Origin of the sequence: Streptomyces sp. NBC_01707, assembly GCF_041438805.1 — a bacterium.
Classification (GTDB): Bacteria; Actinomycetota; Actinomycetes; order Streptomycetales; family Streptomycetaceae; genus Streptomyces.
In genome coordinates this window covers 1,834,089-1,854,545 of sequence record NZ_CP109190.1, presented here as the reverse complement: position 1 = coordinate 1,854,545, position 20,457 = coordinate 1,834,089, and the positions used below count along the sequence as shown (strand labels likewise).

Genomic DNA, 20,457 nt, shown 5'->3' with positions numbered 1-20,457 from the left:
GTTCTGTCTGGAAATTTTCATTGACAGGTCCTCGCCACGCTTCAATCATCGGACGTCATGACCGAACTTCCCAGACGCCATGTACTCGGAATGACGGCAGGGGCGGCAGTCGGCGCCGCTCTGCTCACCCCCGCCACCGCCGATGCGGCCCCGCGAACCGGAGCCGCACTCCCGGGACCGGACAGCCACGGAAGCGACTGGGGCACCGTCCCCGCCGCCGTCCCCGTGGCCCTGGACAGCTGGTTCGACAACGACGGCATCGATACCGCCGAGGCCCGTGGCGGCAACTTCGACGGCTCCGGCTACACCTTCCCCGGTGAGGAGCTCCCCGCCGGAGAACGAGAGATCGACGGCACCACGTTCCTCTTCCCCGCCTCCGGCGCCGGTGCCAAGAACAACATCGTCGCCCTCGGCCAGCGCATCGACCTGCCGCCCGGCCGCTACCTCTCCGGGCTCTTCCTCACCGCGTGCAGCTACGGCGCCGCCTCCGGCCGGGCCACCGTCCACTACGCGGACGGCACCACATCGAACGCCGCCCTCGGCGGCCCCGACTGGTATTCCGGCAGTGGCGCGCTCACCGCCGCGTACCGCTACCGCCCCGACGGTGACAAGGACGCGCACCAGGTCTCCATCGACGTCACCGAGATCGCGCTCGACCCGACCAGGGAAGCCGTGGCGCTGACCCTGCCCACCACCGGGCCCGCCGAGGCCAACAGCTCATCACTGCACATCTTCGCGCTGTCGCTCCAGCCGGCCGCCGAGGGGCGGGCACTGTCCCTGCGGGACGCGCACTCCACCACCTCGCTGCTGGACTCCGGCGCGCAGAGCGTCGAGGCCACCGTCGTCAACGCGGGGACCGTCGCAGTCCTCGCCGCCGACGGCCTCAGCCTCTCCGTGGACGTTCCCGGAGCCCGTACGGTCGAGCCCGCCCGCATCACCCGGCTCGCCCCCGGCGACCAGGCCCGCGTCCGGATCGGCATCCGCAGCAGGCCGGGCACCGCACCCGGCACCGCCCAGGAAGGCAACGTTGTCGCGCGTGGTCGCGGGCAGCAGGCGGCCACCGTCCGCCGCTCGCTCACCCTCGGCGTCCCCGACTACCGGCCCACCGACGCCTCCCTCTCCAGCCACCAGGCGCCGTACTGGTTCCAGGAGGCGAAGTTCGGCATCTTCATCCACTGGGGGGTCTACTCGGTACCCGCCTGGGCGCCGGTGGGCACGCAGTACGCCGAGTGGTACTGGAACCAGATGCAGGACCCCAACAACCCGACGTACGCCCACCACCGCGACACGTACGGCGAGTCCTTCAACTACGACGACTTCATCCCGCAGTTCCGGGCCGAGCGTTTCGACCCCAGGTCCTGGGTGGAGCTGTTCCGGGACGCGGGCGCGCAGTACCACGTCCTCACCTCCAAGCACCACGAGGGATTCGCGCTCTGGGACACCAAGCTCTCCGACCGCAACGCGGTGAAGATGGGGCCCAGGCGCGACCTGGTGAAGGAGCTCTTCGACGCCTCGCGTCGCTACACCCCGGAACTGCACCGAGGGCTGTACTTCTCGATGCCCGAGTGGTTCAACCCCGACCAGCCCTGGATGGGCCACGCCCCGCGCAACCCGTACACCCTGGAGCCCGTCCCGTACACCGGATACACGGCGGGCAAGGACTACGTCACCGAGTTCCAGGGCCCGCAGATGCTGGAGCTGGTCCACGGGTACGACCCCGAGATCCTCTGGTGCGACATCGGCGGCGACAACGACAGCCACCGGGTGCTGTCCGAGTACTTCAACCATGCCAAGAACCGGGCCCGGCCCATCGATGTCACCGTCAACAACCGCTCCGGGATCGGGACATACGACTTCACGACGCCCGAGTACACGACGTACGACCAGATCGTCACGGCGAAGTGGGAATCCAGCCGGGGCCTCGACCCGTTCTCGTACGGCTACAACGCCCAGACGCCCGACGAGAAGTACATGACGACCGAGGAGGTCGTGCACTCGCTCGTCGACATCGTCTCCAAGAACGGCAATTTCCTGCTCGACATCGGACCGAAGGCCGACGGCACGATCCCCGAGATCATGCAGCGCCGGCTGCGGGAGACGGGGGAGTGGCTCAAGACCAACGGCGAAGCAATCCACGGGACCACGTACTGGTCACGGATGCCGCAACTCGGCGAGGACCTGCGGTTCACCGTCCGGCCGAACAAGGCCTTCTACATCCACTCGCTGGCTCAGCCGGGCGCGACCCTCACCGTCGAGGCCCCGGTTCCGATCCGCGGCGGCGACCGGGTCACCCTGCTCGGGTACGACCGGCCGCTCCACTGGCACACCACGGGCGGTTCGCTGGTGATCGACGTACCGGCGGGCGCGCGGAGGACCGGGAAGCACGCCTGGGTCTTCAAGGTCGCCTGGTCGGGCTGAGGAACGAGGGACCGAGCGAGACGGGCCGGATGAAGTCCCGCACATAGGTGCGGTGCCACCAGCGTCCGGTGGCCCGCAGTTCGCGCCAGGTCGTGTACCGGTAGTGGTACACCCTGGCGCGAATGTGTGCGGGTGGCGCGTCGGGGAACGGGTTGTGGCGCAGCAGCCGCAGCGTGTCCCGGTCGTTCTCCAGCAGCCGCTCCACGAACGGGCCGAACCAGGACTGTGCGTACGCGGGGGACAGCGCCGCGAACCACATCAGCCAGTCGAGCCGCAGATGGTACGGGGCGAACTGGCGCGGCAGCCGGCGCGGATCGCCCGGTTTGCCGCGGAAGCCGTACTCCTGCCAGGCCGTGCCCGGGTGGAGCAGCTGCTCGTCGGTGCCCTCGACCACGATCTCCAGGCGGACGCGGCTGATGCTGCCGAACGCACCGTACGTATTGACGAGATGCAGCGGGTCGAAGGAGCGGTTCATCACCTGGCGGCGCGAGACGAGGTTGCGCGCCGGACGGTAGCTGAGCACCAGGACCAGCGCGGTGACGGCGATGACCACCACCTCGTACCAGAGCGGCGGGGTGGACTGTGCGGGCGGCGTGGCGACCAGTGACCAGTCGACGGCGGACAGGGCGAGGGTGATGGTCACCCAGTTCAACCAGGCGAAGTTCCCGGACAGCACGAGCCACAGCTGGGTGGCGATCATCAGCCCGGCGGCGGCACTCGCCACCGGCTGCGGGGCGAACAGCAGCACCGGGACCAGCAGCTGGGTGACATGGTTGGCCGCCACCTCGACCCGGTGGAGCGGCTTCGGCAGCCGGTGGAAGAACCAGCTCAGCGGGCCCGGCATCGGCTGGGTCTCATGGTGGAAGTCCAGACAGGTCAGCCTGCGCCAGCATGCGTCGCCACGGATCTTGATCATCCCGGCGCCGAACTCGACCCGGAACAGCACCCAACGGAGCAGCCACAGCACCAGGACCGGTGGAGCCGTATCCGCGTTGCCGAGCAGGACGGCGAGGAAGCCGGTTTCCAGGAGCAGCGACTCCCATCCGAAGCTGTACCAGATCTGACCGACCTGCACGATCGACAGATACAGCGCCCACGGCAGCAGCCACAGCAGCATCGCCGCCCACAGCGGAACGTACGAGTCCACCCCCGCGATCAGCGCGACCGCGACGGCACAGCCCGTCCAGCAGACGGCGGCGAAGAAGCGGTCGGAGTAGTGGAGGCGGAAGAGACCGGGGGCCTCCCGCCAGTCCGTACACCGTAGGAACTCCGGCACCGGGAGCATGCCGCGCTCGCCGATCAGCGCCCGGAACTGGAGCGCGGCGGCGAGAAAGGCGACCAGATAGATGCCGGCGAGAGCCCGCTGGAAGATCAGCCGGCTGAGCCAGTAGCCATCTGCGGTGAACCACTCCATCACGTCCAGTATCGGCGCTGCGGAGCGACTGAGCCGGTTCAGCTCGCCGAGACGATCCGGCGCAGTGCGGTGCCGAGCCGGCGCGCGTACATGTGCTGGGCCATCGGCACGAGCGGCCCCGCGAGCCGGACGTACCAACTGACCGGACGGGAGAACGCCAGCACGGTGAACCACACCGTGCCGTCGTCCGCCAGGTCGACCACGAAGCACTCCTCACCGCACTCGGGGTGGTGCGGACGGGTGCCGTAGGCGAAGCCGATGCGCGCCTTCTCGTACGCGGTCCAGACCACCTCGCACGGCGCGGTGAACCGGAACGGGCCGACCCCGATCGATACCCGCACGCTGGTCCCGGCCTCGGCGCGGGCCGTTGACGCCCGTACCCGTGCGCCGGAGGTGCGATGCATGCGCCAGTCGGTGACGGCGGCGCCCGCAGCCTCGAAGTCGGCGCGGCCACGGCCCACCGCGACCCGGTGGTGGAGATGGTTGTACCCGTCGGGGAGCGGGCCGAGCCGGGTGGCGCCGACCTCGGGATAGGTGAGGGTACTCATGACGTCCTGTCTTCGAGGCCGGTGAGGGCGGGGCGGGTGAGGGGCGGGTCCGTGCGGACCGAGGTGGCGAGGGCCGGGTCGGCAGGGGGCGGCCCGGTACCAGGACGGCCGGGTGGCGACTGCTCGGGCTGATCCTGGAGCCGTCGCCAGGCGAGCACCGAGCAGAGCGCGAAGCCCAGTGCGTTGCCGAGACCGTGGGTCGCGGCCATCCAGGTCAGCGTGGGGTGCGGCAGCCCGGTCGCCTCGCCGAGCGCCCAGCTCAGCGCGAGCACCATGGTCGCCACGAGCACGGCGGACGAGACGGCGAACAGAGTGCGGGTGGTCCGGTCCCGGCCGCTGACGCGGATCGTGCGCCAGGTCAGCAGGGCGACAGTCCACATCCCGGCCGTCAGCACGACTGCTCCGGCCAGCTCGGCCCAGTCGCCGATGAAGTATCCGATGAGCACGAGCAGGGTGCCCGACGGCACGCTCGATGCGGCGAACCGGCCGGCCGGCCCGTCCGCGACCCGGCGGACGAGTCCTGCGATCAGTGCGGCGGCGAACCCGGCGAAGTGGAAGTGCGGCACGGTGAGCGCGAGGATTCCGGGCCCGAAGCCGAAGAGGGCATGCCCGGAGCGTTCGGCGACCAGCGCGGTGGCGGCGACCGACGGGGTGACGAGGGCGGTGAACAGTGCGATCTCGGCGGTGCGGTGAGCGGCGGAGGCCCGGACCGCGCGGAGCAGCCGGGGCGGCGCATGCAGGGCGAGGAGTACGGCCCCGAGCGCGTAGCAGCCGGCGAGGACCGTGGCGGGTCCGCCACGTGGCAGCCAGAGGGCGACGGCCCCGGGGACGGCGAACAGCGGCCACAGACGGCGGATCCGGTCGAGTTCGGCTGCCCCGGTCAGCCGAAGTCCGGCCGGTACGACGACCAGCATGCCCAGCATCACGATCAGGTCGACCAGTACGGACATGGCACATCCCCCGTCTTGAACGCGTTCAAGTAGTTGTCCGAGCCGACTCTAGAGGCTTTCTTGAACGTGTTCAATGAGGGGTGCCGGAGTTGTGCGGCCGCTTCGCCGGGGATGGTGGAGGCGTGAGTGGCGTGCGACCGTGTGCTGCGCGTCAGATGTCCGCGAGGTCCTGGCCGATGTCCGCATCGTGGTTCGCACCCGCCCGGTTGCCGGACTGCGGACCGTACAGGGCGAGCAGTCGGGTTCGGGTCCCGCGCAGCCGTGCCGCCACGGTCTCCGCGACGTACCTGTACAGCGCACGCCCCAACTCGGCGTCTTCGTCGCACAGTGAGCAGACGGCCGCGGCATCGAACTCCACGGCCTCCACCGGGTAGATCGCGACGGCGCCGAGATGCCAGATGCGCGGCGGGAACAGCCAGGACCAGCCCAGCAGTTCGTCCCGGCCCAGTGTCTCGATCACCGCGGACCGGTGGCCGGGCACATGGAGGTCCAGTTCTACCTGGCCGGATCGGATGATCCAGAAGCGGTCGGCCTTGCGGCCCTCTTCGAAGATCCGGGTGCCGACGGGCAACGACACCTCGCGGGCTGCCTGGTCGAGCAGTCGCGCGCGCCCTTCGGGTGGGAGCGCGTCCAGCATGTTCTTGGCCGTTGACATTCCGTCCTCCGTCCGCCACGGATTCCGGGGTGCTGTGCACGCGGACTGCAGCCGCACCGGTGCACCACCTCTAGTGAACGATATGCGCTCTTTCGTGCCACCGCTCGGGCGCGGCACGGGCCGCGCCGCGCCCTGCTCGTGGAGCCTCCCGCGCCGACCGGCCCCGCCAGGCGACCTCACCGGTCGTCGGTCCAGGCCTCTTGACGGCAGGTCTGGACCATTTTAGCGTGTGCATTGTCAGGTGCATGATGACTCTCGCGGTGCGGTGGGCGGCCGGCCACGACGGAAGGGAACCCGCATGTTCGGTCGGACATCGCGTCTGTTCGGGATCGGCCTGGCGGCCGTATGTCTCGTGCAGACGCTCGTCGCCGCGACCCCGAGCGCGGCGCAGGACGAGACCTGCGCGGTGAAGTCGAAGCCGGCGGGCAAGGTGCTGCAGGGTTACTGGGAGAACTGGGACGGCGCGGCCAACGGTGTACACCCGCCGCTCGGATGGATCCCGATCACCGACTCCCGCATCCCCGCCCACGGGTACAACGTGATCAACGCGGCCTTCCCGGTCATCCGCTCCGACGGCACCGTCCTGTGGGAGGACGGGATGGACTCGACCGTGAAGGTCCCGACCCCTGCCGAGATGTGCCAGGCCAAGGCGTCGGGTCTGACCACCCTGCTGTCCATCGGCGGTGCCACGGCCGGGATCGACCTCAGCTCCAGCGCCGTCGCCGACCGCTTCGTCGACACCGTGGTGCCGATCCTGCAGACGTACAACTTCGACGGCATCGACATCGACATCGAGACCGGCCTCACCGGCAGCGGCAACATCGGTCAGCTGTCCACGTCGCAGGCCAATCTCATCCGCATCATCGACGGAGTACTCGCCCGGATGCCGTCCAACTTCGGTCTGACGATGGCGCCCGAGACGGCCTACGTCACCGGGGGCAGCGTGGCGTACGGCTCCATCTGGGGCGCGTACCTCCCCATCGTGAAGAAGTACGCGGACAACGGGCGGCTCTGGTGGCTGAACATGCAGTACTACAACGGCAGCATGTACGGCTGCTCCGGCGACTCGTACTCCGCCGGAACCGTCCAGGGGTTCACCGCGCAGACCGACTGCCTGAACAGCGGCCTGACCATCCAGGGCACCACCATCAAGGTTCCGTACGACAAGCAGGTCCCGGGCCTGCCGGCGCAGCCCGGCGCCGGGGGCGGCTACATGGCGCCGAACCTGGTCTCACAGGCCTGGAACACGTACGGCGGCGGGCTGAAGGGGCTGATGGACTGGTCGCTGAACTGGGACGGGTCGAAGGGGTGGACGTTCGGGGACAACGTCAAGGCGCTCCAGGGGCGCTGAATCCGGCGCGACAGCGTTGCGGCGGAGGGGGCCCGGCGACCGGGCCCCCTGGCGGTCCGGCGAACGGGATCTCTCGAAGAATCGGACAATTGATGGCAGAGTGACCCGCATGGATGATCGGGTTGTGGGTGCCCTGTCACTCCCGGACGACTGGCCCGCCCACCCGGATCTCAGCCTCGCCCTGAACCGTATGGGCAGCTTCGACTGGGACCTCGACAGTGGCCTCATGCACATGGACCGGCCCGCACTCGACGTGTTCGACATGCGGGTCGACGAATACGACGGCCGGCCGGAGAGCCTCGGCCCCCGGGTACCGACCGATGAGGCCGCACGGCTCGACGCCATGGTGTCCCAGGCCCTCAAGTGCGGGCAGGCCAACTACGGGGCGTACTTCCGCATTCTCCGGCGTGACGGCACGCTGCGCTGGACCCACACCCAGGGCTTCATCCGGCGTGACGAGGCGGGCCGCCCCCACCGCATCATCGGTATCGTCCGGGACGCCACCCAGGAGCTGGCCGACTCCACCGCCCGCCGCGAGCTGGACGAGGAGCGGCGCCGCCGCACCAGCCTGGTCGAGACCACCACGGCCGCGCTGGCCCATGCCCGTACCGTCCAGGACGTCATCGAGGTCCTGAAGAACTCGCAGGGCCTCGCCCACCTCGGTGCGACCAGTCTCGTCGTGGGGCTGCTCGAAGCCGGTCGCATCCATCTCGTCGCGGACGGCCCCGCGGGGTCCTTCGTGCCGGGCACCCGTTTCACCCGTACGGACGAGCCGTACCCGATGAGCGAAGTCATCCGTACGCTCAGACCCCGTTTCATCGTGTCCTCCGAGGACTTCGCCACCTCGTACCCGATCCTGTGGCCGCGCATCAGCGGTCTCGGCATCACTTCGGCCGCCTATCTGCCGCTGATCGCCCAGGCCCGGCCGATCGGTGCGATCGGACTCCTCTACAGCGGCAAGGACGGCTTCGAGGGCGACGAACGCAATCTGCTGGTCGCGCTCGGCAGCTCCATCGCCCAGAGCCTCCAGCGGGCCATGCTGTACGAGCAGGAGCACGACCTCGCCGAGGGGCTCCAGCAGGCGATGCTGCCCCGCCGCATCCCCGCGGTGCCGGGTGCGCAGATCGCCGTGCGCTACCGCTCGGCCCGGCAGGGTCAGGACATCGGGGGCGACTGGTACGACGTCATTCCGCTGCCCGGCGGCCGCGTCGGAGCCGTCATCGGGGACGTACAGGGCCACGACACGCACGCGGCGGCCGTCATGGGACAGCTGCGCATCGTGCTCCACGCGTACGCGGCGGAGGGACACAGCCCGGCCACGGTCATGGCGCGGGCCTCCGCGTTCCTCCACGAACTCGACACCGACCGCTTCGCGACCTGCACGTACGCCGAGGTCGACCTGACCACCGGAGTCATACAGCTGGTCCGGGCCGGGCATATCGATCCGCTGGTCCGGGACACCGACGGAAGCTGCCGCAGGATGCCCGTGGAGGGCGGGCTGCCACTGGGCCTTTCGGCCGAGTTCGGAGGTCTCGAGTACCCGGTCAGCACGATGGAGCTGGACCCGGGGCAGACGATGCTGCTGTACACCGACGGCCTGGTGGAGCTGCCCGGCGTAGATCTCGACGAGGGGGTGCAGCTGCTGGCCGCCAGGATCCGCAACGGTCCGCAGGACCTCGAGCAGCTGGCCGACGAGCTCTGCGAGGAGGTCGACGGGTGCGGCGGTGAGGACGACGTGGCGGTGTTGCTGCTGCGCCGCAAGGCCGCGCACGCGCCCCGGCCGGGCGGCCGGCTCCAGCAGAATGTGGCCCAGAACGACCCGGAGGCGCTGAGCTCGGCCCGGCACATGATCCGGGCGGCGGTACGGGCCTGGGGTGCGAAGGGCCGGGCGGACGACGTCGAGCTGGCCGCCGACGAGCTGATCACCAATGCGCTGACACACACCGACGGCGGGGCGATCGTCACCATTCGGGTGCTCACCGGGTCCGGTCGGCGGCTGCGGGTCGATGTCGAGGACCGGTCGAGCGCACTGCCGCGCCGCCGGGACGCGGGTGAGACCGGGGTGTCCGGGCGGGGCCTGATGCTGGTGGACCGGCTGGCCGACACGTGGGGTGTGGAGTCCCGCGGCACCGGCAAGTGCGTCTGGTGCGAATTCATCATTCCGGAGCGCGAATGACGGGTCGGGCGGGAGGGGCTGGGCCGGTGGGGGGAGCGGGCGACTCTACCGGACAGTAACAGAACGTAACATGTCTGTACTTGACCGTAACCGATCGAGGGGGATTGACTGCGACTGCGGCAGTCGTTGACTCCGGCAATCTTTGTCTTCGATGACATGAGGACCCGTTGGGCACTGAGCTACTGGCACCTCTCGATCTGGCGTTCTGGCATCTCGAATCCGATGCGCACCCGATGCATCTCGGCGCGCTCGCCGTCTTCTCGCCTTCCCCCGCCCCCGCGCCCGGCGTCGATGCGGAGGCGGTCCTCCAGCTGCTCGGCAGCCGCGCGGCCGCGATCCCCAGGCTGCGGATGCGGGTACGGGACGTCCTGCTGCCGGTCGGCGGTGCCGCCTGGTCGGTCGACAAGGACTTCGACGTGTACCGGCACGTCAAGCGGGTGCGGCTGCCCCAGGGCGAGGTGGATCCGGCGGGCGGCGGGTTCATGGCCGGGGCCACCCGGCTCGCCGGCGAGCTGATGGAGCAGCCCCTCGAACGCGGGCTGCCGCCCTGGCAGATGTACGTCATCGGCGGTGCCGACGACGGCCCCTTCGCCGTGCTCGTGAAACTGCATCACGCGCTCGCCGACGGGATGCGCGCGGTCGCCATCGGTGCCGGGATCTTCGACGAGATCGCCTCCGTCGGGGCCCGCGCCCGCGGCGGCGCGAGCACCCGCCTGGCGCGCCCGGTCCCGCCCCGCTCCTGGATGCCCGGGCCGCGCCAGGTGGCCGGCTTCGCGCTGGGCCGGATCGAGGATCTCGGCCGGGCGTTCGGTGTCGGCGCTTCCGTCGTACGGGCCAGCCGCCTCGATCTGCGCGGCGCCCCCGCACTCACCGCGACCTCCAGCGGCACCCGGCGACTGGCCACCACCGACCTGGACGCCGAGGCCGTCGGCCGGATCCGCCGGATCGTCGGCGGCACCACCAATGACGTCCTGCTCGGCATCGTCGCCGGGGCGCTCCGCCGCTGGATGCTGGAGCGCGGCGACCGGCTGCCCGATGCCGACCCACGCGCCCTCGTCCCCGTCTCCCGGCGCAGGCCCGGTGGCGCCGCCACCACCGGGAATCGGCTGTCCGCCTATCTGCTGGGCCTCCCCGTCTCCGAGGCCGACCCATGGAACCGGCTGCGCGCCGTCCGTACGGCCATGGACCGCAACAAGGCCGCCGGACCGCTGCGGGGCGCGGGTGCGGTCGCCGTACTCGCCGACCAACTTCCTTCGCTGGCGCACCGCTTCGGGGCCCCGCTGGCGGGCAGCGCGGCCCGGATGCTCTTCGACGTGCTGGTCACCAGCGTGCCCCTGCCGCGCTCGGCGCTCTCGCTCGGTGGTTGCCCGCTGCAGGCCATCTATCCGATGGCGCCGCTGGCCCGGGGCCAGTCCCTGGCGGTCGCCCTGTCCACGTACAGCGGCCGGGTGCACATCGGTCTGGTCGCCGACGGCAAAGCGGTCCCGGACCTGGAGCGGCTGGCCCGCTGCGCCGAGGACGAGCTGCGCGAGCTGCTCGCCCTGATGCCGGCGGACCAGGGGGCTCGCTTGTCGGAAGACGTCCGCCTATAGATCGGACAAATTTCCTCGTACAAGTCGCATGTGGTGGCGTTCCAGGAGTTGACGCGCCCAAGTGATCCGATGAATATTCGTTGTGCAGAAACAGCGATCATCGGGGAGGGCGGCAACGGCATGCGGCGAAACAGGCTGGGAAGTAGTGCGGTCGAGGTCACCGAACTGTCCTTCGGGGCGGCCGGCATCGGCAATCTCTTCCACGAGGTCGATGCCGCGCAGGCCGCCGCCGCCGTGGACGCCGCCTGGGACGAGGGCGTCCGCTACTACGACACGGCACCGCACTACGGGCTCGGCCTCTCCGAACGCAGGCTCGGCGAGGCCCTGCGCCACCGGCCCCGCGACGCGTACGTGGTGTCCACCAAGGTCGGCCGGGTGCTCGACCCCCTGCCGCCCGGCGAGCCGGTCCCGGACCACGGTCTCTCCGAAGGCTTCGCCGTAAGGGCCACCCACCGACGCCGATGGGACTTCAGCGCCGACGGCGTACTCCGCAGCATCGAGGACAGCCTCGAACGGCTCGGTCTCGACCGGATCGACATCGCCTATCTGCACGACCCGGACGACCACGCCGAGGAAGCCTTTCGCACGGCCTACCCGGCCCTGGAGAAGCTGCGCGCCGAAGGGGTTGTCGGCGCCATCGGCGCCGGCATGAACCAGACCGCGATGCTCACCCGCTTCCTGCGCGACACCGACGTCGACACCGTGCTCTGTGCCGGTCGCTACACCCTCCTCGACCAGTCCGCGCTGGCCGAACTGCTGCCCGAAGCAACTGCCCGCGGTCGCGCGGTCGTCATCGGCGGGGTCTTCAACTCCGGGCTGCTCGCCGACCCGCAGCCCGGTGCGACCTACGACTACGCCGCCGCCCCCATGACCCTGCTGGACCGCGCCCTGCGCATGAAGGCCGTCACGGAGGCACACGGCGTACCGCTGCGCGCCGCCGCGCTGCGGTACCCGCTCGCTCACCCGGCCGTCGCCTCGGTGCTCGTCGGCACCCGCTCGCCGGACGAGATGCACGACGCCGCCGACCTGCTCTCCCGCGAGATCCCGGACGCCGTCTGGGACGACCTGCGCACCGAGGGCCTGCTCACCGACGACCCGCTGGACGAGGACGGACGCTGATCATGAGGATCGCCCTGCACACCAAGGTCCGTGCCGACCGCATCGAGGAGTACGAGGCAGCGCACCGCGAAGTCCCCGCGGAACTCACCACCGCGATCCGGGCGGCGGGCGCCACCTCGTGGACGATCTGGCGCAGCGGCACCGACCTCTTCCACGTCATCGACTGCGCGGACTACGCCCGGCTCCTCGCGGAGCTGGAGAAGCTCCCCGTCAACGTCGCCTGGCAGGCCCGGATGGACGAGCTCCTCGATGTCGCGCACGACTACTCGTCGGACGGCGCCGCCGCCGGTCTCCCCGTCGCCTGGGAGCTGTGACATGACCGGCCAGGAACGGATCGTCGACGCCCACCACCACGTATGGGACCTGGCGGTACGCGACCAGGAGTGGATCACCGGGGAGGAAATGGCCCCGCTGGCCCGCACGTTCACCCTCGCCGATCTGGAGCCCGAGGCCCGCGCCGCCGGGGTGTACGCCACCGTCCTCGTCCAGACCGTCACCGTGCCCGAGGAGACTCCCGAGTTCCTCGCCCTCGCCGACGGCAACGACCTCGTCGCGGGAGTCGTCGGCTGGACCGACCTCACCGCGCCCGACATCGCCGACACCCTGGCCGCGCTGCGCGAACTCCCCGGCGGCGACCGGCTCGTCGCCATCCGTCACCAGGTCCAGGGCGAAGCCGACCCCGAGTGGCTGCTGCGCCCCGACGTCCGTCGCGGGCTCTCCGCCGTGGCCGCCGCCGGACTGGTCTACGACCTGGTCGTCCAGTCCCGTCAGCTGCCCGCCGCAGTCTCGGCCGCCGCACTGCTGCCCGAACTCACCTTCGTACTCGACCATGCCGGCAAGCCGCCCATCGCCACCCGGAGCCTGCACCCCTGGGCGGCCGACCTCAAGGCCCTGGCCGACCACCCCAACACCGTCTGCAAACTCTCCGGCCTCGTCACCGAGGCCGACCTGCGGACCTGGACGGTCGACGACCTCCGCCCGTACGCCGACACCGTTCTCGACGCGTTCGGGCCCGACCGGCTGATGTTCGGCTCCGACTGGCCGGTCTGCCGGCTCGCGGCGAGTTACGCGGAAGTCGTCGACACGGCCCGCACCCTCACCGAAGACCTTGCCGAGGACGAACGGGCGGCGGTCTTCGCGACGACCGCCGAGCGGGTGTACGGACTTCGATAGGCGCGGGTCCCTCAGGTGCGGCACCCTGGGAACCATGCCCGAACTACCGGAGGTCGAGGCCCTGCGGGTCTTCCTCGACGAGAACCTGGTCGGCAAGGAGATCGCCCGCGTCCTGCCGCTCGCCGTCAGCGTGCTCAAGACCTACGACCCACCGCTCACCGCCCTGGAGGGCGGCACCGTCACCGGCGTCGCCCGGCACGGCAAGTTCCTGGACATCGGCGTCGGCCCGCTGCATCTGGTCACCCATCTCGCCCGGGCCGGCTGGCTGCACTGGAAGGACAGCTTCCCCGCCACCCCGCCGCGCCCCGGCAAGGGGCCCCTCGCGCTGCGCACCGTACTCACCGGTGGCGACGGCTTCGACCTCACCGAGGCCGGCACCACCAAGCGCCTCGCCGTGTATCTGGTCCGCGACCCGGCCGAGGTGCCCGGCATCGCCCGGCTGGGGCCCGATCCGCTCGACGACGCCTTCGACCGTGACGCGTTCGCCGCGCTGCTTGCCGGGGAACGCCGTCAGATCAAGGGCGCTCTGCGCGACCAATCGCTCATCGCGGGCATCGGCAACGCCTACAGCGACGAGATCCTGCACGCCGCGAAGATGTCACCGTTCAAACTGACCGCGAGCCTCACCGACGACGAGACCACCCGGCTGCACACCGCGCTGCGCACCACGCTCCAGGACGCCGTGGCGCGCTCCAGCGGAGTGGCGGCCGGAAAACTGAAGTCGGAGAAGAAGAGCGGGCTCCGCGTCCACGGCCGCGCCGGCGAACCCTGCCCGGTCTGTGGGGACACCATCCGCGAGGTCTCGTTCAGCGACTCGTCGCTGCAGTACTGCCCGACCTGCCAGACGGGCGGCAAACCGCTGGCGGACCGCCGGCTGTCCAAGCTGCTCAAATAGCACGCCGCCGCGCTCACCGCCGGCCCCTCAGCGGGTCAGTTGCAGCAGCCGCCGTCCGTCCGCCGCACGGATCTCGAAACGGTCGATGGCAGCCGGGTGCAACGCGGCCCCGCCCTGCATCGACAGCGGATCCTCGTCCGGGCCGGCCACCGACCAGGTGGTGACGGTCTCCTCGCTGCCGTCCCGCCCCACCGCGACCAGTGCGCACACCCCCGCCAACGGGACGCGTGACACCTCCAGGCCGACATCCGTGCCCCACTCCTTCGCCCCGGTCGTCACCACGGCCGCCAGCCCCGATGACCGGTCGGCCGCCGCCCACCGCTGCACCTGCGCCTGCCCCGGCGGCCCGGCCGATTCACCGACCACCACGAGCGGACCGCCCACCGCGAGGACCACCGCGGCCGCCACCAGCGCCAGCCGCCGCCTGCGGCTCCTGCGTCGCGCGGCCACCACCGCACCCACCGCACGCCGCATCAGCTCCGGGCCCGCCCGGACCACCGGATCCACCCCCGGCGGCGTCCGCCGCGCATGCTCCGCGAGCACCGCGGTCACCGCACCGAACTCTGCCGCCCGGACTTCGCACAGGGAACACTGGGCCAGATGCTCCTCGAAGCGGAAGGCATCGGCAGCGCCGAGCACGCCCAGTGCGTAGGCGCCGACATTGCGATGAGGTTCCGGGGTGCGCATGCCGTCTGGTACGGACCCGGCCCGCAAATCACTCAAGCCAACTCCGCCGGACACGCTCTACACTCCGGCCTCATGCTGCGCGTACTGGCCGTCGACGACGAAGCACCCGCCCTGGAGGAGCTGCTCTACCTCCTGCGCGCCGATCCGCGTATCCGCAGCGCCGAGGGCGCCACCGGGGCCACCGAGGCGCTGCGCCGGATCGGCGGCGCCGTCGACGCGGGGCCTGACGACCCGTCCGCCATCGATGTCGTCTTCCTCGACATCCACATGGCGGGCCTCACCGGACTCGATGTCGCCCAGTTGCTGGCCGGGTTCGCCGCGCCCCCGCTCATCGTCTTCGTCACCGCCCACGAAGGCTTCGCCGTCCACGCGTTCGACCTCAAGGCCGTCGACTACGTCCTCAAGCCCGTGCGCCGTGAGCGCCTTTCCGAAGCCGTGCGCCGCGTCGCGGAACAGATCGGCGACCGCTCCGCACCCGCGCACCCCACGCCGGTCCACTCCGCGTCCGTCCACGACACCGCGGCGGACCAGATACCCGTCGAACTCGGCGGGGTCATCCGGTTCGTCCCGGTCGACGACATCGCATACGCCGAAGCCCAGGGCGACTACGCGCGGCTGTACACCGCCAGCGGCAGCCACCTGGTCCGTATTCCCCTCACCACGCTTGAGGAGCGCTGGCGCTCGCGGGGCTTCGTGCGCATCCACCGCCGCCATCTCGTCTCCCTCGCCCGCATCGACGAGCTGCGGCTCGACGCGGGGACCATGAGCGTCCGCATCGGCACCGCCGAGCTCGCCGTGAGCCGACGCCACACCCGCGCGCTGCGCGACCTGCTGATGCGGCGGACCGGCCGCTGACCAGGGCCTACCCGGGTTCGAACCCTTCCCAGAGCGCCACCGGCTGCGTACACTCCGGGCCCATGTCCGCAGAGTCGACGCCCCGGCGTGAAGTGGTGACGGGGGAGCCCCGGCGGGTGCGCCCGCTGCCGCGCTACCGCACCCAGTCGGAGATCGACGAGCAGACCGCGCTCGGCGGCGCCTATGTCCGTTCGCTGATGCGCAGTCAGCTACGTGCCGGACTGACCGCCTTCAGCGTGCTCGCCGTGGTCGTCGGTACGCTCCCGCTGGTCTTCGAGGCCCTGCACAGTGCCGCCCTCGTATGGGCGGTCCTCGGCTTCGCCGCCTATCCGCCGCTGACCCTGATCGCCTGGTGGTACGTGCGGCGGGCCGAGCGCAACGAACGCGACTTCGCGCGGCTCGTGGAAGGCCGCCCCGCACAGTGAGCCGCACATACGCGGTGGCGGCCGTGGCCGCCGTCGTTCTCACCACCCTTCTCGTCGGCGGTTTCGGGCTGCGCATCTCCCGTACCACCTCGGACTTCTACGTCGCCTCCCGCACCGTCCGGCCCCGGCTCAACGCCGCCGCGATCAGTGGCGAATACCTCTCCGCCGCATCCTTCCTCGGCATCGCGGGACTGGTGCTCGTACACGGCCCCGACATGCTCTGGTACCCGGTCGGCTACACCGCCGGCTATCTGCTGCTGCTGGTGTTCGTCGCCGCGCCGCTCCGCCGCTCCGGTGCGTACACCCTGCCCGACTTCGCGGAGGGGAGGCTCGAATCGCGGCAGGTGCGCAGGTTGGTGAGCGTCCTCGTCGTCGGGGCGGGCTGGCTCTATCTCGTACCGCAGCTCCAGGGCGCCGGGCTCACCCTGAAAATCCTGACCGGGGCGCCCGGCTGGCTCGGCGATGTGCTTGTCGCGTCGGTCGTCGTGACGGCCGTCGCCGCGGGCGGCATGCGGTCCATCACCTTCGTGCAGGTCTTCCAGTACTGGCTGAAGCTGACCGCACTCCTGGTCCCCGCGATATTCCTGGTACTGGCCTGGCACGGCAGCGGGCACCCCCGGGGCACCTTCGACGAGCAACTGTCCGTCTTCCGCGCCGACCACCCCCTGTACGCCACGTACGGGCTGATCATCGCGACGTTCCTCGGCACCATGGGGCTGCCGCACGTCGTCGTCCGCTTCTACACCAGCCCCAACGGCCGCGACGCCCGCCGCACCACCGTCGTCGTGCTCGCCCTCATCGGCACGTTCTATCTGCTGCCGCCCGTCTACGGAGCACTCGGCAGGGTGTACGCCCCCGAGCTGATCCACGGCGGGGACGCGGACGCGGCGGTGCTGCTGCTGCCCGAGCGGGTCATCGGTGGGCTCGGCGGGGATCTGCTCGGCGCGCTCATCGCGGGCGGCGCGTTCGCCGCGTTCCTGTCGACCGCCTCCGGACTCACCATGGCCGTCGCCGGGGTCATCACCCAGGACGTCCTGCCGTCGCGCGGGGTGCGGCACTTCCGGCTGGCCACCGTGCTCGCCATGTGTGTCCCGCTGGCCGGTTCGCTGATGGTCAGCAGGGTCCCGGTGGCCGACTCGGTGGGGATGGCGTTCGCCGTGTCGGCGTCGTCGTTCTGCCCGCTGCTGATCCTCGGCATCTGGTGGCGGCGGCTCACCCCGCCCGGCGCGATCGCCGGACTGCTGCTCGGCGGCGGCTCCGCGTTCCTGTCCGTCGCCGTCACCGTCAGCGGTGCGGTGCGTCCGCCGGGCTGGCCGCACACGCTGCTCGCCTGGCCCGCCGTCTGGTCGGTGCCGGTCGGATTCCTCGCGATGGTTCTGGTGTCGTTGGCCACGCCCGGCCGCATCCCGCCCGGGACGAACGCCGCGATGACGCGCTTCCACCTGCCGGAGGCCCTGATGCCCGGCAGACACCGATGACACGAGGCCGCGATGACTGAGGGACGCGATGCGCCGCGGGCCGCGACGACTGGGGGACAGCCATGACCGGGGCCGGTTACGCCGTACTCGTCCTGCTCGTACTCCTGCTGTTCGGCGGCGGCTTTCTGCTCGGCCGCCGTACCGCCCGCCCCGTTCGCACCAGCGACGTCGGTACCCCCGTCGAGCACGCCACCTTCGAGACCCTGCACACCGCCTCGCTCGCCGCGCCCCCGCTGCGTGCCGGACTCACCGAGGAGAGCGCCCGCAAGTCCGCCCGCAGGCTGCGTTCCCTGCTCGGCACCGACGCACTCTGCCTCACCGACCGGGACCGGGTGCTCGTCTGGGACGGCGAGGGCGAGCACCACGGCAAGCACGTCATGGACCAGGTGCGGGGCCTCCTCGCGAGCGGTCGTGACACCGCCTTCCACAGCGACTGCGACGACCTCGACTGCCCGCTGCGCTGGGCCGTGGCCGTGCCGCTGACCGTCGACCACCGGGTCCTCGGCACCCTGATCGCCTACGCCCCGCGTGAGTCGGCGGTGCTGGCCAGGGCGGCCGGAGAGGTCGCGCGCTGGGTCTGTGTACAGCTGGAACTCGCCGAACTGGACCGGTCCCGGACCCAGCTCATCGAGGCCGAGATCAGGGCCCTGCGCGCCCAGATATCCCCGCACTTCATCTTCAACTCCCTCGCCGCCATCGCGTCGTTCGTCCGCACCGACCCCGAGCGGGCCCGCGAGCTGCTGCTGGAGTTCGCCGACTTCACGCGCTACTCGTTCCGCAGCCACGGCGACTTCACCACCCTCGCCGACGAGTTGCACTCCATCGATCAGTATCTGGCGCTCGTACGGGCCCGCTTCGGCAAGCGGCTCTCGGTCAGGCTCCAGGTCGCCCCCGAAGTGCTGCCCGTCGCCCTTCCGTTCCTCTGTCTCCAGCCGCTCGTCGAGAACGCGGTCAAGCACGGCCTCGAAGGCGCCGTCACCCTTCCCCGAGGTCTCAACTCCGCTCGAACGGGGGAGGCCCCGATCCGCATCACCATCAGCGCTCTGGACGCGGGCTCCGAGGCGGTCGTCGTCATCGAGGACGACGGCACCGGCATGGATCCCGAACGGCTCCGGCAGATCCTGCGCGGCGAGGGCGGGACCTCCACCGGCATCGGCCTGCTCAACGTCGACGAGCGGCTGCGGCAGGTGTACGGCGACGACTACGGGCTCGTCATCGAGACGGGGACAGGCGCGGGGATGAAGATCACCGTGCGTCTGCCGAAGTACCGCGCCGGCGTGCACGGCTCGTGACCGCCGCCACCGGCGACACCCGCCGAGCGGGCGGCGGTCAGTACAGATGGATCGCCAGATGCCCCAGCGGCAGTCCCAGCTGCCAGGCCGGCGTCCACACCTGGGCCGTATCCTGCGGCCACTCCAGGTCCTCCTCGGCATCGACCGGCTCCCACGGCGCCGGACCGATCGCATCGAGGTCGGCCGCGAGCAGCTCGGTCTCCTCGAGCCACCGCCATGCGACCCGGGCCAGTGCCAGATCGGGGTCAGGCCCGCGCCGCACACCGTCCGGCGCCGGGGCCGCCGCCAGTGCGTCGAGCCGCTCGCAGACCCATCTGCGCCAGGCCGTCCCGTACGCGGTCAGCAGCCGCAGCTCGTCCATCCGGGTCGCGGGCAGGGCATCGGCCACGCCTCCGTCGGAGAGGAAGATGGTCAGGGCGAGCGCATCACGCCCCGCGCGGTACTCCAGCGTCGACGGTTCCATCAGATCGCCGGTCCGCAGCAGCTCATCGGCGATGTACTCGGCGTACATCCAGGCCATCGGGACCAGCAGCCCGCCCCCACCGGTTCCATCCGTGCGTTCCGGACGCATCCCGTCTCGCCTCTTCCTCTTCTCGGCACCGGGCTACACGCAGCATTGAACCGGGGGAGCGCGCCCCGCGTGGCCAGAAGGACAGGATCCGTCGGACCGGATCCGTCACAGAACAGACATGAGGTTGCGATGACCGTCGATCCCGGGGAGGGCGCGCATGTGCGGCAGCTGCTCGGCGCCTATGTTCTCGACGCGCTCACGCCCGGGGAGACCCGTCGCGTCTGCCGCCATCTACGGGAGTGCGACGACTGCGCCGCCGACTACGTGGAGGTCGCGGAGGCCGCGGCCCTGCTCGGCCTGGTCAACGAGGAGGACCTGCTCGGGAGTAGCCGGGCAGATTGCGGGAGAGCAGGCGCAGCGCGTAGTAGGAGCGGGACTTGACCGTGCCCGGCGGAATGCCGAGCACCTGCGCCGTCTCGCCCACGCTCAGCCCGCGGAAATATATCTGCACCAGCACCGCACGGTGCTCGGGGCTTAGCGTGCGCACCGCCTCGCGCACATCGAGCGCGGCGACGGTCGACTCCGTGGAGTCCTCCCGGCCCGGGGCGCTCTCCAGCGCGATGTCGCCGACCTCGGCCGGCCGGGCCTGCCGGGACCTGCGCGCGTCGATCGCGAGGCGCCGCGCGACGGTGAAGAGCCAGGGCCGCATCGAGTCGTACGGGCCGTCGAATGCCTCCGGGTGCTGCCAGGCCCGTACCAGCGTCTCCTGCAGGAGGTCCTCGGCCCGCTGCCGGTCGCCGAAGGTCAGACCCAGCAGGAAGTGCAGGAGCGCGGGACCGTGTTCGCGCTGCACCTTCGCGAGGGCCTGCTCGTCGGTCGTCGTCGTGGTCATCGTGCACGCCCTTCCCCGCGGAGACC

At 70.9% G+C, this 20,457-nt stretch carries 18 protein-coding genes and 2 pseudogenes; 13 read left to right on the top strand and 7 right to left on the bottom strand.

Features of this window, described 5'->3' with window-relative positions:
• The first annotated feature begins 57 nt into the window (after positions 1-57).
• Positions 58-2,418 carry an alpha-L-fucosidase gene (locus OG963_RS08530; RefSeq protein WP_371798717.1) on the top strand — a complete coding sequence of 787 codons (2,361 nt, stop codon included), beginning with the start codon at positions 58-60 and terminating at the stop codon, positions 2,416-2,418.
• On the opposite strand, the gene OG963_RS08525 is transcribed toward OG963_RS08530, so the two are convergent.
• The 4 genes from OG963_RS08525 to OG963_RS08510 form a co-directional block, all read right to left on the bottom strand.
• Positions 2,396-3,832 (bottom strand): lipase maturation factor family protein, encoded by a 1,437-nt coding sequence (locus OG963_RS08525; protein ID WP_093770075.1) that lies wholly within the window; start codon positions 3,830-3,832, stop codon positions 2,396-2,398. The two genes, OG963_RS08530 and OG963_RS08525, sit on opposite strands and share 23 nt — an antisense overlap.
• Before the next feature lie 38 nt (positions 3,833-3,870).
• The gene (locus OG963_RS08520; protein WP_362272422.1) at positions 3,871-4,380 is read right to left on the bottom strand and encodes a DUF1990 domain-containing protein; all 510 of its coding nucleotides are present in this window, start codon (positions 4,378-4,380) and stop codon (positions 3,871-3,873) included.
• Positions 4,377-5,330 (bottom strand): YndJ family protein, encoded by a 954-nt coding sequence (locus OG963_RS08515; protein ID WP_371798716.1) that lies wholly within the window; start codon positions 5,328-5,330, stop codon positions 4,377-4,379. Before OG963_RS08515 ends, OG963_RS08520 begins: the two co-directional genes overlap by 4 nt.
• A gap of 151 nt (positions 5,331-5,481) precedes the next feature.
• Complete coding sequence (locus tag OG963_RS08510) at positions 5,482-5,985, bottom strand: cyclic nucleotide-binding domain-containing protein (RefSeq protein ID WP_093770077.1); 504 nt, start codon at positions 5,983-5,985, stop codon at positions 5,482-5,484.
• 298 nt (positions 5,986-6,283) lie between these two features.
• Here OG963_RS08510 and OG963_RS08505 point away from each other — a divergent pair, with 298 nt between their 5' ends.
• The 7 genes from OG963_RS08505 (at position 6,284) to OG963_RS08475 (ending at position 14,291) form a co-directional block, all read left to right on the top strand.
• The gene (locus tag OG963_RS08505; protein ID WP_093770078.1) at positions 6,284-7,336 is read left to right on the top strand and encodes a chitinase; all 1,053 of its coding nucleotides are present in this window, start codon (positions 6,284-6,286) and stop codon (positions 7,334-7,336) included.
• Between the two features lie 109 nt (positions 7,337-7,445).
• Positions 7,446-9,512 (top strand): SpoIIE family protein phosphatase, encoded by a 2,067-nt coding sequence (locus OG963_RS08500; RefSeq protein ID WP_093770079.1) that lies wholly within the window; start codon positions 7,446-7,448, stop codon positions 9,510-9,512.
• Positions 9,513-9,679: 167 nt separating this feature from the next.
• Positions 9,680-11,104 (top strand): wax ester/triacylglycerol synthase family O-acyltransferase, encoded by a 1,425-nt coding sequence (locus OG963_RS08495; protein ID WP_093929219.1) that lies wholly within the window; start codon positions 9,680-9,682, stop codon positions 11,102-11,104.
• Between the two features lie 120 nt (positions 11,105-11,224).
• Positions 11,225-12,223 carry an aldo/keto reductase gene (locus OG963_RS08490; protein WP_093770081.1) on the top strand — a complete coding sequence of 333 codons (999 nt, stop codon included), beginning with the start codon at positions 11,225-11,227 and terminating at the stop codon, positions 12,221-12,223.
• A gap of 2 nt (positions 12,224-12,225) precedes the next feature.
• Positions 12,226-12,537, top strand: a complete 312-nt coding sequence (locus OG963_RS08485) for an L-rhamnose mutarotase (protein ID WP_030923599.1) — start codon at positions 12,226-12,228, stop codon at positions 12,535-12,537.
• Between the two features lies 1 nt (position 12,538).
• A complete protein-coding gene (locus OG963_RS08480) occupies positions 12,539-13,396 on the top strand; it encodes an amidohydrolase (protein ID WP_371798715.1) in 858 nt (285 codons plus the stop codon).
• A gap of 34 nt (positions 13,397-13,430) precedes the next feature.
• Positions 13,431-14,291, top strand: coding sequence for an Fpg/Nei family DNA glycosylase (locus tag OG963_RS08475; RefSeq protein ID WP_030923593.1), 861 nt, complete (start codon positions 13,431-13,433; stop codon positions 14,289-14,291).
• A gap of 27 nt (positions 14,292-14,318) precedes the next feature.
• Here OG963_RS08475 and OG963_RS08470 read toward each other — a convergent pair whose 3' ends face one another.
• Positions 14,319-15,014: a zf-HC2 domain-containing protein gene (locus OG963_RS08470; RefSeq protein WP_319737903.1), complete on the bottom strand. Its 696-nt coding sequence runs from the start codon at positions 15,012-15,014 to the stop codon at positions 14,319-14,321.
• A gap of 36 nt (positions 15,015-15,050) precedes the next feature.
• On the opposite strand from OG963_RS08470, the gene OG963_RS08465 reads away from it, so the two are divergent.
• The 4 genes from OG963_RS08465 to OG963_RS08450 all read left to right on the top strand — a co-directional run bounded on the left by OG963_RS08465 (position 15,051) and on the right by OG963_RS08450 (position 19,028).
• Positions 15,051-15,833 (top strand): LytTR family DNA-binding domain-containing protein, encoded by a 783-nt coding sequence (locus OG963_RS08465; RefSeq protein WP_093770085.1) that lies wholly within the window; start codon positions 15,051-15,053, stop codon positions 15,831-15,833.
• A 62-nt stretch (positions 15,834-15,895) separates the two neighbouring features.
• A complete protein-coding gene (locus tag OG963_RS08460; RefSeq protein WP_051878340.1) occupies positions 15,896-16,258 on the top strand; it encodes a hypothetical protein in 363 nt (120 codons plus the stop codon).
• The gene (locus tag OG963_RS08455; protein ID WP_093770086.1) at positions 16,255-17,736 is read left to right on the top strand and encodes a cation acetate symporter; all 1,482 of its coding nucleotides are present in this window, start codon (positions 16,255-16,257) and stop codon (positions 17,734-17,736) included. Before OG963_RS08460 ends, OG963_RS08455 begins: the two co-directional genes overlap by 4 nt.
• Before the next feature lie 62 nt (positions 17,737-17,798).
• Positions 17,799-19,028, top strand: a complete 1,230-nt coding sequence (locus OG963_RS08450) for a histidine kinase (RefSeq protein WP_362272411.1) — start codon at positions 17,799-17,801, stop codon at positions 19,026-19,028.
• A 37-nt stretch (positions 19,029-19,065) separates the two neighbouring features.
• Here the strand turns inward: OG963_RS08450 and OG963_RS08445 are convergent, their stop codons facing one another.
• Positions 19,066-19,599 (bottom strand): hypothetical protein, encoded by a 534-nt coding sequence (locus tag OG963_RS08445; protein ID WP_093770088.1) that lies wholly within the window; start codon positions 19,597-19,599, stop codon positions 19,066-19,068.
• Between the two features lie 129 nt (positions 19,600-19,728).
• Between OG963_RS08445 and OG963_RS08440 the strand changes: the two are divergent.
• A pseudogene (locus tag OG963_RS08440) lies at positions 19,729-19,842 on the top strand (zf-HC2 domain-containing protein); the annotation flags it as partial.
• 17 nt (positions 19,843-19,859) lie between these two features.
• Here OG963_RS08440 and OG963_RS08435 read toward each other — a convergent pair.
• Positions 19,860-20,431, bottom strand: a pseudogene (locus OG963_RS08435) (sigma-70 family RNA polymerase sigma factor).
• Positions 20,432-20,457 lie beyond the last annotated feature (26 nt).

Coding starts and splice junctions, on each gene's coding strand:
- OG963_RS08505 (WP_093770078.1), top strand. CDS start 6,284: ATGTTCGGTCGGACATCGCGTCTGTTCGGGATCGGCCTGGCGGCCGTA.
- OG963_RS08520 (WP_362272422.1), bottom strand. CDS start 4,380: ATGAGTACCCTCACCTATCCCGAGGTCGGCGCCACCCGGCTCGGCCCG.
- OG963_RS08485 (WP_030923599.1), top strand. CDS start 12,226: ATGAGGATCGCCCTGCACACCAAGGTCCGTGCCGACCGCATCGAGGAG.
- OG963_RS08450 (WP_362272411.1), top strand. CDS start 17,799: ATGACCGGGGCCGGTTACGCCGTACTCGTCCTGCTCGTACTCCTGCTG.
- OG963_RS08460 (WP_051878340.1), top strand. CDS start 15,896: ATGTCCGCAGAGTCGACGCCCCGGCGTGAAGTGGTGACGGGGGAGCCC.
- OG963_RS08490 (WP_093770081.1), top strand. CDS start 11,225: ATGCGGCGAAACAGGCTGGGAAGTAGTGCGGTCGAGGTCACCGAACTG.
- OG963_RS08445 (WP_093770088.1), bottom strand. CDS start 19,599: ATGCGTCCGGAACGCACGGATGGAACCGGTGGGGGCGGGCTGCTGGTC.
- OG963_RS08500 (WP_093770079.1), top strand. CDS start 7,446: ATGGATGATCGGGTTGTGGGTGCCCTGTCACTCCCGGACGACTGGCCC.
- OG963_RS08480 (WP_371798715.1), top strand. CDS start 12,539: ATGACCGGCCAGGAACGGATCGTCGACGCCCACCACCACGTATGGGAC.
- OG963_RS08510 (WP_093770077.1), bottom strand. CDS start 5,985: ATGTCAACGGCCAAGAACATGCTGGACGCGCTCCCACCCGAAGGGCGC.
- OG963_RS08475 (WP_030923593.1), top strand. CDS start 13,431: ATGCCCGAACTACCGGAGGTCGAGGCCCTGCGGGTCTTCCTCGACGAG.
- OG963_RS08525 (WP_093770075.1), bottom strand. CDS start 3,832: ATGGAGTGGTTCACCGCAGATGGCTACTGGCTCAGCCGGCTGATCTTC.
- OG963_RS08515 (WP_371798716.1), bottom strand. CDS start 5,330: ATGTCCGTACTGGTCGACCTGATCGTGATGCTGGGCATGCTGGTCGTC.
- OG963_RS08465 (WP_093770085.1), top strand. CDS start 15,051: ATGCTGCGCGTACTGGCCGTCGACGACGAAGCACCCGCCCTGGAGGAG.
- OG963_RS08530 (WP_371798717.1), top strand. CDS start 58: ATGACCGAACTTCCCAGACGCCATGTACTCGGAATGACGGCAGGGGCG.